This is a genomic window from Mesorhizobium sp. M0778, assembly GCF_040320105.1.
Taxonomy (GTDB): domain Bacteria; phylum Pseudomonadota; class Alphaproteobacteria; order Rhizobiales; family Rhizobiaceae; genus Mesorhizobium.
On sequence record NZ_JAMYPA010000007.1, the window covers coordinates 38,844 to 52,017 of the forward strand.

Here is a 13,174-nt window from a genome sequence, read left to right on the forward strand (position 1 = left end):
GAGAGATTGGCACATCAGCGTCGCGCGCTTACCGTCAATTCGGGCTTCTGGCTGATGGTCTGGAGCACCACGCAGTAGCGCTCGGTCAACTTGATCAGCGCATCGATGCGCTCCTGCGGCTCGTCGGTGTCGAGGCCGAATGTCAGCCGGATGGCGCGGAAGCCAACAGGCGCATCCCTCGCCACGCCAAGCGTGCCGCGAAAGTCGAGATCGCCTTCGGCTTCCACTGTGGCGGCCCCAAGCTTGAATTCCAGCGCCGTGGCCACCGCCTTCAGCGTGACGCCGGCGCAAGCCACCAGCGCCTCCAGCAGCATGTCGCCGGAGCAGAGTTCGAGCCCGGTGCCGCCGGTCGCCGGATGCAGCCCGGCAATGGCGATCGCCCTGCCCGTCTCGACCTTGCAGGCGATCGATTGGTCGTCGATCGAGCCTTTGGCGCGGAGAGTAATCAGCGCGCGCGAGGCGTCGTCGCGATAGGCCTCCTTCAGCGGTGCCTGCATGGCCTTCAATGCAATCGCGTCCATTTCATTTCTCTCCCATAGTTGCCTGGCTTCGCTGCTTAACGGCGGTGTCGCCTGCCCCAAACGCAAGTCCCCGCTGGCGTAGCGCTTGGCAGGGTTTCGCCCGTATAGCCTGACGATACGGGGAGCATCCAACGCCTTCACACCCTCTCTCGCAACACATTCGTAAGGCCGCCGGACATATGGCCGATAACGCCATCCTGGAAACCCGCGAAAGGGCTTCGCCGGCAGCCTGTTCACCGGGGCTGCCGGTCTGCTGTTTCGATGCACGACGCCTCGATCAAGCTGACACTATGGTGTCAGGACGGGGCAGCGTAGGCTGGTGAAATGACGGAATCGCTGGACATGTCAGGCACAGTGGAAAGCGCCCGCGAACGTACCCTTGGCATCATCCTGGTCTCGGCGTCGGCGGCCGTCTTCGGCCTCACCGGCGTGCTGACCAAATCGATCCATTCCGACCCGCTGACCATCACCTGCTGGCGCGGCTTCGTCGGCTCGATCCTGATCAGCCTCTATGTGCTATGGCGCCGCCAGCGCTCCGGCGGTCGCGACAGCCTGCGGCTCGGCTGGCGCGGCTGGCTGCTGGCGATCGAGGGCGCGCTCGCCAGCATCGCCTTCATCTCGGCGTTCAAGTTCACCTTTGTCGCCAATGTCGCCATCATCTACGCCACCGCCCCTTTCGTCACCGCGCTGCTGGCCCTCCTGTTGGTCCGCGAACCGTTCCGGCTGCAGACGCTTGCTGCCGCTGCCGTGTCACTATGCGGGGTGGCGATCATGGTCTGGTCGGGCTTCGGCACCGGCCATCTGTTCGGGGACGGGCTGGCGCTGCTGATGACGATCGGCAGCGCCCTCTACATGATCATGGTGCGCACCTTCCGCGATACGCCGGTGGTGTGGGCGGGTGCGGTGTCGGCATTCCTTTTGTTCGTGCTCGGCTGGTTCGTCACCGATCCGCTGGCCGTCTCGGCCAGGGACGCATTGCTTCTAGCCACCTTCGGCTCCTCGTTCGCGCTTGCCTCGATCCTGTGGACGGAGGGCGCCCGGCTCATTCCGGCGGCCGAGTCCGGACTGCTGGGTTCGGCCGAAGTGCCATTCGCGATCCTGTTCGCCTTCCTGTTCCTGGCGGAGATCCCGCCGGCGGCCAGCATGGTCGGCGGCGCAATCGTGCTTTGCGCGGTGTTCGCTCACGCCGGCCGTGACTGGCTGATGGCCAGGCAGCGCGCAGCGGATGCATGACCAAAATCCTCGCCACGCCCGAGGGCGAGTTGGAGGTCCGATCACGCGAAATCCGTGCCTGAAAATAAATTTGAAAAGTCATGGAACCATCATCGGGCTCAGGCATTATGGCTGCGACGGGCCACCCCCAAGTCCCCCCAAACCCCTCGGCCCGTCCTACTCAGAAGCCGACCGCAAGGTCGGCTTTTTCTTTGCTGACTCAACTGGCCAAGCCCAGGTTGCCGCTGAACAACGCGGCCAGATCCTGCGCCGGCCGGTCGGCATCCTCACGCAAGCGGATGGCGAATTCGGCGACCGGCACCGGCGGCAGATCAAGATCGCGCGGCGCCTCGACGATGCCGGAATGAGCGAAGCGCGCCGTCCTCAACGTCAAAGCGATGCCAGCGTGTACCGCCGTACGCAGGCCGGCAAGGCTGGCACTGCCGGCAGCAATGCGATAGCGGCGGCCGGCCGCATCCAGTGCACTGGTCGCTGCATCGCGAAACCCGCAATGGGGATCGAGCAGCGCCAAGGGCAATTCCTCCTGGCGGGTGGCCAAGCCGTTTTGTGAGCAAAGCCAGATCATTGGCTCTTTGAGCACGCCGACTTCGTCCCGCGTCGGCACCTGTCGCATGGCAATGGCCAGATCAAGGGTGCCGGCTTGCAAAGCCTGCGCCAGTTCGGCGGAGCGGCCGACGCGCAATTCGATCCTGACGCGCGGATGGCTGACAGCGAAGGCCCTGAGAAGCTGCGGCAAGCCGCTGTCGGCGAAATCCTGCGTCGTGCCGATGGCGACGCGCCCATCAGCATGCGCCCCCTTGAGGGCCAGCCACGCCTCGCGGTGCGCAGCAAGAATGCGCCGCGCGTGGCCGACCAGATCCTCGCCTGCCGGCGTCAGGCCACGCCCTCGCCCCTGCGGCACCAGCAACGGTTCGCCGACTATATCCTCCAGCCGCTGCATCTGCGCGGTCACCGCCGACGGCGAGCGGCCGACGATCGACGCCGCCTGCACCAGCGAGCCGCTATCGACGAAAGCGAGGAAAGTTTTGAGGAGGTCGGGATCGAGCGCCTGCATAGTTCGATAATATCTAAGTGTTTATCAAAAACAATTCGATTTTTCTGACGCAAGAACGATGGCATGATTTTCTCGACGGCGAAGAGACGCCGCTTGAAACCGAGGAGAAGAAACATGCCGATCATCAATGTCAGCGTTACCGGCAAGCCCGATGCCGCTTTGTCCGCCGCTATCGCCAAAGAGGTGACCGAACTGACGGCCACGCATCTGCGCAAGGACGCGACGATCACAGCCGTCGCCATTTCCTATCTCGACCCCGAGCACTGGTTCGCCGGCGGCAAGTCGCTGGCCCAGCACGGTGCTAGCACGGCTTGGCTCGACATCAAGGTCGTCGACGGCACCAACACCAAGCTCGAACTGGAGGCCTATCTCCAAGCAATCTTTGCCGCATTCGGCCAGCTGCTAGGCAAGGTCCATGAGGAAAGCTATGCCCTCGTGCACGAAGTGCCGGCGGCCGCGTATGGCTTTGGCGGCAAGACGCAGGAATTCCGCTTCATCAGCGGGAGGATGAAGGCGGCGTAGCTGCGATTTGTTGAGAAGGCAGCCGAGCCCACTGATAGCAGGAGAGACTGAAAAATGAAGCCGCATTGACGTTGATCCAACTTCGGCTAGGTTCTCACCCGAAGCGGCCACTGAAGAGCCGCGACGTGAGACTGTTGGGAGATGCGGCGATGATCCTGACACTGGCGCTGCTTGCGGGTCTTGTCACGGCCTGGCTGCTGATCGGCGTGGTGGAGAAGTTCCGCCTCGGCCTGCGCTTGAGCCAGGCGCTGCTCTACGTGCCGTTCAAGCTCGCCTACCGGATCAACGACGAGCGCATCAAGATTGCCCGCAAGTCGGCGGCCCCGGTCATCTACGTCGTCTGGCATCAGTCGCGCCTCGAGCCGGCGCTGATGCTGTCGCTGCTGCCGGAGGACACGCTGCACATTCTCGACCCGGCTTCGGCCAGATCGCCCTGGCTGGAACCATGGCGCGAGCTTGGCCGCACCATCGCTTTCAACGCCGAGCATGTCTTCGTCAGCCGCAGACTGGTGCGCGTGCTGAAGGGCAAGGGCCGGCTCGCCGTTTACCTGCCGAATGCGGTCGAGCCCGACGTCAAGTCGTTTCGGTTGTTCCGCGCCATCACCCGTATCGCCATGCAGGCCGACGCTCGCATCGTGCCGATCTTCGTTGCCGGCGCGCGCAGCCTGCCCGCGTCGCTGACGCCGGCAGACAAGGCGCCGCGCCACTGGTTCCCGCAGCTGTCGATCAGCGCGCTGGAGCCGATGACCATCGCCGAGCTGGTGGCGCGGAACCCCAATCAGGCCTCCAATACCAATGCGCTGTTCGATCGCTTCGCCGAGGCCAGGCTTTTTGGCAGTGATCTCGACCGAGGGCTGTTCCTTGCCATGCGTGACGCCGCCGACCGTGTCGGCGCTTCGCACCCAATTATCGAAGACATCATCGGCGGTGCGCTGAGCTACCGGAAAATGTTTATCGGTGCCAGGGTTTTGGGCCGCCGCTTCGAGGCAATGACAGCGCCGAGCGAAGCGGTTGGGCTGCTCCTGCCCAACGCCAATGGCCTCGTGCTGGCGTTCGTCGGTGTTTTGTCGGCTGGGCGAGTGGCAGCAATGATCAACTATACCGCCGGCCCAGCGAGCGTCACCGCCGCCATCCGCACGGCGGTGATCCGCACCGTGGTCTCCTCACGCGCCTTTGTCGAAAAGGCCAACCTCGCCGACATAGTCGAGGCGGTGGAAAAGGGCGGAGCGAAACTGCTGTGGCTGGAGGATGTTCGCGCAAGCGTGACCGTGCTGGACAAGCTCGCTGCCGCCTTGCTGTGGCGATGGCCGTTGCAGCGCCAGGATGCAGCCAAGCCGGCGGTGATCCTGTTCACCTCCGGCTCGGAAGGCACACCCAAGGCAGTTGTGCTGTCGCACCGGAACCTTCTTGCCAATGCCATGCAGGCCGAAGCCCGCATCACCATCTCGCCGGTCGACATCCTGCTCAACGTGCTGCCGGTGTTCCACTCGTTCGGCCTGACCGGTGGCACCATCTTGCCGCTGGTCACCGGCGTAAAACTGTTCCTCTACCCCTCACCGCTCCACTACAAGCTTATTCCGGAGGTGGCGCGCAAGGTCCGGCCAACGGTGATGTTCGGCACCGACACGTTCCTCGCCAACTATGCCCGCACCGCCAAGGACGGCGATTTTTCCAGCCTGCGCTTTGTCGTCGCCGGTGCCGAGGCGGTGAAGCCGGAGACGCGCCGGGTTTATCGCGAACGCTTCCAGGCCGAGATCATCGAAGGTTTTGGCTTGACCGAGGCCGCACCGGTGGTTGCCGTCAACACCGCCATCCACGGTCGCGACGGCACGGTCGGGCGGCTGCTGCCGGCCATGCGCATGAAACTCGAACCGGTCGAAGGCATTAGCGACGCCGGCCGGCTGTGGCTCGACGGGCCGAACCTGATGATGGGCTACATGACCGCCGATCGGCCGGGCGAGCTACAGCCGCTCGAAGGCTGGCACGACACCGGCGATATCGTCTCGGTCGATCGCGAGGGCTTCATCACCATTCGCGGCCGCGCCAAGCGCTTCGCCAAGATCGCCGGCGAGATGGTATCGCTTGGTGCGGTCGAGATGCTGGTGCAGTCGCTGTGGCCGGAAGAGCATCACGCCGTGGTGGCGGTGCCGGACAGACGGCGCGGCGAGCGCCTCGTCCTGGTCACCACCGCCGACAGTGCCAATCCCGACGAATTGCGCGAATTCGGCAAGAAGGCCGGGGCGGCCGAACTGATGGTACCGAACGACATCGTCAAGGTCGAGGAAATCCCGGTGCTGGGCTCGGGCAAGACCGACTATGTCTCGACAAGAAAGCTGGCGCTCGAGAGGCTGGGACTGAGCGCTGCCGCCTGAGGTTTTCCAGACCTTTCCAAAACTCTAGAGGACCACTACCGATAACAGCAGAATGACGCCGACGGCCATCATCAGCAGGCCCGGCCAATTCTGTGACAAGCCGAGAAAACGGAGCCCGCGCCGCCGCGGCTCCAGAGTCGGACCTGGTGTTGCGAGATTGGGCCTCGGGCTATCCGGCGCGGTGGAGACAGCGGCCGGCTCACTGAGCCGCCCGCGCATGATGGCTGCAACCGCCATATATACGAGGCCGGCGACAGTCAGTAATGCGCCAATGAGGATGACAGCCATTTCTCGTTCCGATGATTCTGGGCCCGATGCGGCAGCTTGCGCGACGTTGACGATCACGAGCAGTCGCTCAAACGGACCTACCGACACAAACGGTCAGGCGCCCAGCAAGTTCCGAAAACGTGGTTTTGAAGGGCGTTCCACAGCGCCGCGTGCGAAATTGGCACCAAATCTGTCAGCCGATGTCCGAGGACGGTACCTTCTCGCCTTCGCGCTTGGCGCGTCTGGAATAGGCGCGCACGCTGAATGGCAAAAACAGCAAATAGCCGGCAACCGAAGCCGTCAGCGTATACCAGGGATAGGTCATCAAAAGCAGGACGTAGAGGACGACTGCGAGGATGATCGGCAGCACTCTGTCGCCCGGTATCCTGACGCTCTTGCCGGAATAGACGGGCAGTCGGCTGACCAGCAGGAACGCCACCAATATTGTAAAGCCGGTGGCAATGAAGGCCGCCAGGCGGCTGGGTTCAAGGCCAAGCCTGAGGAAGAACAGATAGAGCGGCAGCATCACCAGCACCGCACCCGCCGGCGCCGGCACGCCAACGAAATATTCGGTTTGCCACTGCGGACGGTCGAGCTCTTCGTCGAGCACGTTGAAGCGGGCAAGCCTCATCCCACAGGCGATGGTAAACAGCAGCGCCGCGATCCAACCCGGCGAACCTGCCCTGTCGAGCAGAAAGGCATAAAGCACTAGCGCCGGTGCCACGCCGAAATTGACGATATCGGCCAGCGAATCCATCTGGGCGCCGAATTTGGAGGTCGCCTTCAGCATTCGCGCCAGGCGGCCGTCGATACCATCGAGGAAGGCGGCGAGCAGTACCATCACCACCGCCGGCTCGAAGCGGCCTTCGAAGCCGAAGCGGATGCCGGACAGGCCGGCGCAGATGGCAAGCACGGTGACCAGATTGGGCAGCACCATGCGCATCGGGATTTCACGGATGCGCGGGCCGCCGCCGCCATGCGCCTCGAATTTCTTGAACGGCGGGGCCACCGGTCAGGAGATCCGCACGAGCGGCGTTGCGGCAACGCCGCCGAATTCCGCCAGCACCGTCTCACCGCCTACCGCCGTCTGGCCGACGGCAACGCGCGGCGTCGCCGTCGAGGGCAGGAATACGTCCACGCGCGAGCCAAAGCGGATCAGCCCGAAGCGCTCGCCGGTGCCGATGGCGCCGCCGGTCTCGGCCCAGCAGACGATCCGCCGCGCCACCAGGCCGGCGATCTGCACCGCAGCCACCGTGCCGTTGGGGCTCTCTATGACCAGCCCGTTGCGTTCGTTCTCGGTGCTTGCCTTGTCGAGTTCGGCGTTGAGGAATTTTCCTGGCCGATGCTCGATCCTGGAAATGCGGCCACGCACCGGGGCGCGGTTCACGTGGCAGGAAAAGACATTCATGAATACCGAGATGCGGGTCATTTCGCCGCCGCCGAGGCCAAGCTCGCGCGGCGGCACGGCCGGGCCGACGGCCGAGACGATGCCGTCCGCCGGGCTGACAACCAGCCGGTCGTCGATCGGCGTGACACGCTCGGGATCGCGGAAGAAATAAGCGCACCACGCGGTCAGAATGAGACCGATCCAGAACAGGGTCGAGGAGAAATAGCCAAGAAAAAGCGTCGCCGCGCCGAACGCAGCGATAAAGGGATAACCCTCGCGATGGATCGGAACGAACGCATTTTTGATCGTGTCAACGAGGCTCATGGGATGAGGGCAACCTTGGTTCCAAGTCCGGCCTCAATAGCGGAAACACCCCTTCGCCGCAACGCGACAATCAGGCGGTCGGGTGTTGGCGGTCGTGCCGCCTCAGGGGCGTCCTTGGCAGCATCCGGATTGCCGAAGTGGTCAACCGGAAATATGTTGATTGCGATTGTCGGCACGAAGCCCCCACGCCCGTCCTTGGCAAGACAGCGCCTCTCATCGGCCTTTCGGCCGTGACGATTTGCGCAAACCCGGAGGTTCTCGGCCCATGCAGAAATCAGCAGCCAGGCAAGCGCAAGTGGTGATGAACGGTCTGGCCTTTGGCGAGTCGCCTCGCTGGCACGATGGCCGGCTGTGGTTCTGCAACTGGGGCACAGGCCAGATCATCGCCATTGACGCCCTAGGCAACAGCGAGATCGCGCTCATCGTGCCGGCCACCCTGCCCTACTCCATCGACTGGCTGCCGGACGGGCGGCTGCTTGTCGTGTCCGGCCGCGAAGGGCTGATCCTCAGGCAGGAGGCTGACGGGACATTGGTCACCCATGCCGATCTGAGACATCTGTCGAAGTGTCCATGGAACGAGATCGTCGTCGACGGGCGCGGCAACATCTACGTCAATGGTGGTGGGCCGGCTCCGGCTTCCGGCCAGCATTTCGGCCCCGGCACCATCGTGCTGGTTACACCGGACGGCTCGGCTCGGCAGGTGGCTGAGAATCTCGCCTTCGCCAATGGCATGGCAGTGACGCCCGACAACAAGACGCTTGTCGTTGCCGAATCCCACGCCAACCGGCTGACCGCCTTCGACATCGCTGCCGATGGCCACCTTTCCAATCGGAGAGTCTGGGCCAATCTTGGCAACGGTTTTCCCGACGGCATCTGCCTCGATGCCGAAGGTGCCGCCTGGTACGCCGACGTTCCGAACAGGCATTGCGTGCGGGTGCGCGAGGGCGGCACAATGCTCGAAAGCGTCGACGTCGATCGCGGCTGTTTTGCCTGCATGCTCGGCGGCAGCGAGGGAAAAACGCTGTTCATCGTGGCCGCCGAATGGCGCGGCTTCGAACATATGATCAGCGATGCCCGTACCGGCCAGGTGCTCAGCATCGAGGCTACCGCGCCGGGAGCAGGCTGGCCATAGAGAGCTTACACCGCGGGAATCCGCTGGTAATTAGCGATATCGGCCCTGACGCCAAGTCGCGCAATGGTCTCCTGAGGATTGAAGCCGATGCGCTCATGCGCGGCCTTGATGATCGGCACGACCTTATCGACAGCGGCCTGCCCTTCCCATTCGACAATGGTCACGAGGTTGAACTCCCCCGGCCCCGAGAATTGCTCGAGCAGGAAATCCTGGACGAACCCTTGCTGCTGGCGCAGCAATTCATGCGTCATCCGGACCTTGGCAAGAATCTCCTCGCGAGCGTTGGCCGGAACGACAAACTTGTCCACCCGGAATACGCTGCCGCCACTAACTGCCTGATTTATCCCATTCATATCGATTGTCTCCGTTTTTGAACGACGCATCTTGCTGCGATCCAAAACGGCCTACGATCTCAACTTAAGTTGAGGTCAAGCACGAATTTCAGCTCACCTCCGAGGTGCGGCGGCGGACGACGACGCCGAACTCGTCGCTTTCGCGGGCAATGCGCAGCCGCTCCTCGGCCTCGCTTGCCTCGCGCTGCCGGTCCCACATCGATGCATAAAGGCCGCGCTTGGCCATCAAGGCGGCATGGGTGCCGCGCTCGGCGATCTGGCCGTCCTGCAGGACGATGATCTCGTCGGCCGAAATCACTGTAGACAGTCGATGGGCGATGACGAGGGTGGTGCGGCCCTGGCTGACCAGGTCCAGTGCCGCCTGGATCTCCTGCTCGGTGTGGCTGTCCAGCGCCGAGGTCGCCTCGTCGAGCATCAGGATCGGCGGTGCCTTCAAGATGGTGCGGGCAATCGCCACCCGCTGCTTCTCGCCGCCGGACAGTTTCAGCCCGCGCTCGCCCACCATTGAGCGATAGCCGTCGGGCAGCCGCTCGATGAACGGTCCGATCTGGGCCAGTTCTGCCGCCTTGCGCACATCCTCCTCGCTGGCGCCGATGCGGCCGTAGCGGATGTTGTAGGCGATGGTGTCGTTAAACAGCACCGTGTCCTGCGGCACCATGCCGATGGCGGCGCGCAAGCTCTCCTGCTTGACGTCGCGAATGTCCTGGCCGTCGATCAGAATCTTGCCGCGCTGAATGTCGTAGAAACGAAACAAAAGCCGCGAAATGGTCGACTTTCCGGCTCCGGAGGGGCCGACGATGGCCACCGTCTTGCCGGCCGGCACCTCGAAGCTGATGCCCTTCAGGATCTTGCGGTTGGGGTCGTAGGAAAAATGCACGTCACGGAACTCGACCTTGCCGGCATCGACGACCAGTGGCTTGGCGCCCGCCCGATCGACGATCTCGCGCTTGACGTCGAGCAGATCGAACATGTTTTCGATGTCGGTCAGGCCCTGGCGAATTTCGCGGTAGATCATGCCGATGAAATTCAGCGGCACCGAAAGCTGCATGAGCATGGCGTTGACGAAGACGAAATCGCCGACGCTCTGCGTGCCTGCCTTCACCTCGAGCGCCGACAGCACCATGACGACGGTCATGCCGATGCCGAAGATCACGCCTTGGCCGAAGTTCAGCCAGCCAAGCGAGGTCCAGGTCCTGGTCGCCGCCACCTCATAGCGCGCCGTGGAACGGTCGAAGCGCTCGGCCTCCATGGCTTCGTTGTTGAAATATTTGACTGTTTCGTAGTTAAGCAGCGAATCGATCGCCTTCGTGCTGGCTTCATTATCGCTGTCGTTCATCTCTCGGCGGATCGAAATACGCCAATCGCTCGCCCTGACGGTGAACCACACATAGAGCCAGACCGTGACCGCGATCACCAGCACGTAAAGCCAGCCATAGGTGACGGCGAAGATGCCGGCGGTGAGCGCGAATTCGACGATCGTCGGCGCCGTCGCCAGCATGGTGAAGCGGACGATCGTCTCGATGCCCTTGGTGCCGCGCTCGATGACACGCGACAGGCCGCCGGTGCGCCGTTCGAGGTGGAAGCGCAGTGACAATTCATGCATGTGTACGAAGGTGCGGAAGGCGAGCCGGCGCACGGCATGCTGGCCGACCCGTGCAAACAGGGCGTCGCGCAACTGGTTGAAGCCGAGTTGCACCAGCCGCACGGCATTGTAGGCGACGACCAGCATGACCGGCGCCAGCAGGAAGGCCGGCAGCGGCGGCGGAGATTTGGCGTCGCCGGCCAGTGCGTCGGTCGCCCATTTGAAGAAATAGGGTCCGGCCACCAGGGTCAGCTTGGCGGCAACCAGCAGCACGGTTGCCCACACAACCCGCGCCCTCAGGTCGGCGCGGTCGGCCGGCCACATATAGGGCCAGAGATTGCGCAACGTTCTGAAGGTCGAGCCGGAATCGGCGGAAACGGTTTTCTCGGCCATTCTTGTTTACCTTTTTATATCTTAGCGGCCGGAGCAGCAGGAATCGACCAGCGCGGCCAGCGACGCGGAAACATCGGCGAGCGCAGCACGGTCGAGCTCATAGCGCGAGCGCTGGCGGTCAGGCTCGAAGCGGATAAGCCCGGCTTCGACCAGAATCTTCAAATGCTGGGAAACGGTGGACTGCGCCAGGTCGAGATGCTCGACGACCTCGCGACAGCAGCAGGAACGGCTTGCGGAAAGGTGTTTGAGAATTTCGATCCGCGCCGGATGCGAAAGGGCCGCGAGCCGGACAGCGACGGAGCGGCTATCCGGCGTACAGTTGGCCGGCGTGCAGTTGGCCGGCGCGTGTTCATCTGCCGCGCGGCGTCGGTCCGTTACGAGGGAGGATTCGGTCATCGTCCATCGGCGATAAACGATGACTGGCCCTGCCGCAAGCTATCCTGATGGGCAGAACGGCTACTCAGTCTTGACTGGCGCCGTCGTCATCTGGTCGCCCATTGCCTTGAGATCGGCGGGCTCGCCTTCTTTCGATTTCTCCGGCACCTTGAACACCTGCCCCGGCCAGATGCGGTTCGGATTGCTGATCTGGTCCTGGTTGGCGAGATAGATGGTCGAGTAGCGCATGCCCTGGCCATAGACCCGCCGCGAAATCCGCCACAGCGTGTCATGGCGGCGGATAATGACTGCGCCATCGGCATGTTCGAGCTTGGGGCCTACGGTCTCGGGAGCTTCGCCCGGAGGCGTCGCGACGGCCATTTCGGCCGGGGCCTCGGTGGCAGGAATGGGGGCAGTTGCGGGCGTTTCGGCGGCTGTCGCCGGTGCGGCTTCGGTGGCCGGAGCGTTCGGCTCGGCTGGTTTTACCTCGGCAGGCTTTGGCTCGGCGGGTGCGACGGCGGCAACCGCCTCGCCCGGCTCGCGTTCGAACGGCACGGCGGCACGAGCCACCACCGTCACCCCGTCGGCGTCGAGCGCGTCGACATGGATGGTGTAGGTGCCGACCGGGACGTCGCGTGTCGCTTCGACCAGGAAGTGGCGGTCGGGCGAGGTCTTCGCGTCGCCGAGCAGGATATCATTGGCATAGGCGCGCACCTTGCGGCCGGGATCGGCGACCCCGGCAACGAAAATCTTGTTGCCGTCGATTTCGACGGCTTCGACGACGACCTTGGGCTCCGCCGTGGAAGTAGCAGGCGCTGCCGGTGTGGCGGGCGCTGCCGGAGCCGGTGCGGCTTCAACAGCGGCCGGCGCGGCAGAAGCAGGCGCTGCTGGAACATCAGCCGCCGGGGCGGCCGGCGCTGCGGCAGCCGGCAATTCGGTGCCGGTGGCGGGTGGCTGAACGGCCGCCTGTTCGCCGGTTGGCGGCGAGGCGTCAGATTTTGCCTCAGGGGCGGGAACAGTGAGCAGTTCGGACGGCTTTCCCGGCTCCTCGACCATTGCCAGCACTTGACCGGTGGAATTCTGGGGAATCGAAACGACGGCGGTCTGCGCCGAGGCGGTCACGACATTGTCGGCCGTAGAGCGAAGCGTGATCGTATAGTCGCCGGGCTTCAGCGGATCGTCGAGAATAATGGCAAAGGCGCCGTCGGGACCGGCGACCGTCGAGCCGAGCACAGTCGAACCGTTGAGAATCTCGACCTTGGCGTTGGGCGCTGCATTGCCGGCGACGACGATCGAGCCGTTGCTTTCGACGCGCACGATGTCGAAGGTCGGCACGATCGCACCTGCAGCGGCCGGCGCGGCGGGCGTCGCCGCATCGGTGGACGCGGCGGGCGCAGACGGCAGCCGCCCCTCGGTTGCCGGAGCGACCGGTTTCGAAACCGGCGGCGTCAGCGCCGCGACTTCCGCAGGCGGGGTAGAATTGAGATACGGGTCGAGTGCGCCCGATACATAGGCGGTTCCCGCCGCAGCGACGGAGCCGCCAGCCGCGAACAAAAACGCCTTCAACGGATTAATTGCCATGTTTCCCTGCCCCTTAGCCACCTAATTTCGGTCTAGCCTGTTTTGCCAAAGCCGACAAGAAAAAGCCCGCTCCGGGGC

At 63.8% G+C, this 13,174-nt stretch carries 13 protein-coding genes; 4 read left to right on the forward strand and 9 right to left on the reverse strand.

What is annotated here, in order from left to right:
• Positions 1-14 precede the first annotated feature (14 nt).
• Positions 15-521 carry an OsmC family protein gene (locus NKI22_RS12040; protein WP_023719841.1) on the reverse strand — a complete coding sequence of 169 codons (507 nt, stop codon included), beginning with the start codon at positions 519-521 and terminating at the stop codon, positions 15-17.
• A gap of 324 nt (positions 522-845) precedes the next feature.
• Between NKI22_RS12040 and NKI22_RS12045 the strand changes: the two genes are divergently transcribed.
• Entirely contained in the window at positions 846-1,754 is a 909-nt protein-coding gene (locus NKI22_RS12045; RefSeq protein ID WP_023719842.1) for a DMT family transporter, read from the forward strand.
• 199 nt (positions 1,755-1,953) lie between these two features.
• On the opposite strand, the gene NKI22_RS12050 is transcribed toward NKI22_RS12045, so the two are convergent.
• Positions 1,954-2,808: a LysR substrate-binding domain-containing protein gene (locus tag NKI22_RS12050; RefSeq protein WP_352814835.1), complete on the reverse strand. Its 855-nt coding sequence runs from the start codon at positions 2,806-2,808 to the stop codon at positions 1,954-1,956.
• 114 nt (positions 2,809-2,922) lie between these two features.
• Between NKI22_RS12050 and NKI22_RS12055 the strand changes: the two genes are divergently transcribed.
• Together NKI22_RS12055 and NKI22_RS12060 are read left to right on the forward strand one after the other, a co-directional pair.
• Positions 2,923-3,330: a tautomerase family protein gene (locus NKI22_RS12055; protein WP_352814833.1), complete on the forward strand. Its 408-nt coding sequence runs from the start codon at positions 2,923-2,925 to the stop codon at positions 3,328-3,330.
• Between the two features lie 149 nt (positions 3,331-3,479).
• The gene (locus tag NKI22_RS12060) at positions 3,480-5,702 is read left to right on the forward strand and encodes an AMP-binding protein (RefSeq protein WP_352814930.1); all 2,223 of its coding nucleotides are present in this window, start codon (positions 3,480-3,482) and stop codon (positions 5,700-5,702) included.
• A 24-nt stretch (positions 5,703-5,726) separates the two neighbouring features.
• Here the strand turns inward: NKI22_RS12060 and NKI22_RS12065 are convergent, their stop codons facing one another.
• The 3 genes from NKI22_RS12065 to NKI22_RS12075 form a co-directional block, all read right to left on the reverse strand.
• Entirely contained in the window at positions 5,727-5,990 is a 264-nt protein-coding gene (locus tag NKI22_RS12065) for a hypothetical protein (RefSeq protein ID WP_023719845.1), read from the reverse strand.
• 172 nt (positions 5,991-6,162) lie between these two features.
• Positions 6,163-6,978: a CDP-alcohol phosphatidyltransferase family protein gene (locus NKI22_RS12070; protein WP_023719846.1), complete on the reverse strand. Its 816-nt coding sequence runs from the start codon at positions 6,976-6,978 to the stop codon at positions 6,163-6,165.
• 3 nt (positions 6,979-6,981) lie between these two features.
• Positions 6,982-7,680 carry a phosphatidylserine decarboxylase gene (locus NKI22_RS12075; RefSeq protein WP_023719847.1) on the reverse strand — a complete coding sequence of 233 codons (699 nt, stop codon included), beginning with the start codon at positions 7,678-7,680 and terminating at the stop codon, positions 6,982-6,984.
• Positions 7,681-7,945: 265 nt separating this feature from the next.
• Here NKI22_RS12075 and NKI22_RS12080 point away from each other — a divergent pair, with 265 nt between their 5' ends.
• A complete protein-coding gene (locus tag NKI22_RS12080; RefSeq protein ID WP_352814831.1) occupies positions 7,946-8,812 on the forward strand; it encodes an SMP-30/gluconolactonase/LRE family protein in 867 nt (288 codons plus the stop codon).
• Between the two features lie 5 nt (positions 8,813-8,817).
• Here the strand turns inward: NKI22_RS12080 and NKI22_RS12085 are convergent, their stop codons facing one another.
• The 4 genes from NKI22_RS12085 to NKI22_RS12100 form a co-directional block, all read right to left on the reverse strand.
• Positions 8,818-9,165, reverse strand: coding sequence for a hypothetical protein (locus NKI22_RS12085; RefSeq protein ID WP_023719849.1), 348 nt, complete (start codon positions 9,163-9,165; stop codon positions 8,818-8,820).
• 88 nt (positions 9,166-9,253) lie between these two features.
• A complete protein-coding gene (locus NKI22_RS12090; RefSeq protein WP_352814829.1) occupies positions 9,254-11,140 on the reverse strand; it encodes an ABCB family ABC transporter ATP-binding protein/permease in 1,887 nt (628 codons plus the stop codon).
• Between the two features lie 21 nt (positions 11,141-11,161).
• On the reverse strand, positions 11,162-11,536 hold the full coding sequence (locus NKI22_RS12095; protein WP_352494862.1) for an ArsR/SmtB family transcription factor: 375 nt from the start codon (positions 11,534-11,536) through the stop codon (positions 11,162-11,164).
• A 60-nt stretch (positions 11,537-11,596) separates the two neighbouring features.
• Positions 11,597-13,096 carry a LysM peptidoglycan-binding domain-containing protein gene (locus NKI22_RS12100; RefSeq protein ID WP_352814827.1) on the reverse strand — a complete coding sequence of 500 codons (1,500 nt, stop codon included), beginning with the start codon at positions 13,094-13,096 and terminating at the stop codon, positions 11,597-11,599.
• Positions 13,097-13,174 lie beyond the last annotated feature (78 nt).

Bases quoted from the DNA above. Each gene is read 5' to 3' on its own strand.
- NKI22_RS12040 (WP_023719841.1), bottom strand. From the start codon at position 521: ATGGACGCGATTGCATTGAAGGCCATGCAGGCACCGCTGAAGGAGGCC.
- NKI22_RS12045 (WP_023719842.1), top strand. From the start codon at position 846: ATGACGGAATCGCTGGACATGTCAGGCACAGTGGAAAGCGCCCGCGAA.
- NKI22_RS12050 (WP_352814835.1), bottom strand. From the start codon at position 2,808: ATGCAGGCGCTCGATCCCGACCTCCTCAAAACTTTCCTCGCTTTCGTC.
- NKI22_RS12055 (WP_352814833.1), top strand. From the start codon at position 2,923: ATGCCGATCATCAATGTCAGCGTTACCGGCAAGCCCGATGCCGCTTTG.
- NKI22_RS12060 (WP_352814930.1), top strand. From the start codon at position 3,480: ATGATCCTGACACTGGCGCTGCTTGCGGGTCTTGTCACGGCCTGGCTG.
- NKI22_RS12065 (WP_023719845.1), bottom strand. From the start codon at position 5,990: ATGGCTGTCATCCTCATTGGCGCATTACTGACTGTCGCCGGCCTCGTA.
- NKI22_RS12075 (WP_023719847.1), bottom strand. From the start codon at position 7,680: ATGAGCCTCGTTGACACGATCAAAAATGCGTTCGTTCCGATCCATCGC.
- NKI22_RS12080 (WP_352814831.1), top strand. From the start codon at position 7,946: ATGCAGAAATCAGCAGCCAGGCAAGCGCAAGTGGTGATGAACGGTCTG.
- NKI22_RS12085 (WP_023719849.1), bottom strand. From the start codon at position 9,165: ATGAATGGGATAAATCAGGCAGTTAGTGGCGGCAGCGTATTCCGGGTG.
- NKI22_RS12090 (WP_352814829.1), bottom strand. From the start codon at position 11,140: ATGGCCGAGAAAACCGTTTCCGCCGATTCCGGCTCGACCTTCAGAACG.
- NKI22_RS12095 (WP_352494862.1), bottom strand. From the start codon at position 11,536: ATGACCGAATCCTCCCTCGTAACGGACCGACGCCGCGCGGCAGATGAA.
- NKI22_RS12100 (WP_352814827.1), bottom strand. From the start codon at position 13,096: ATGGCAATTAATCCGTTGAAGGCGTTTTTGTTCGCGGCTGGCGGCTCC.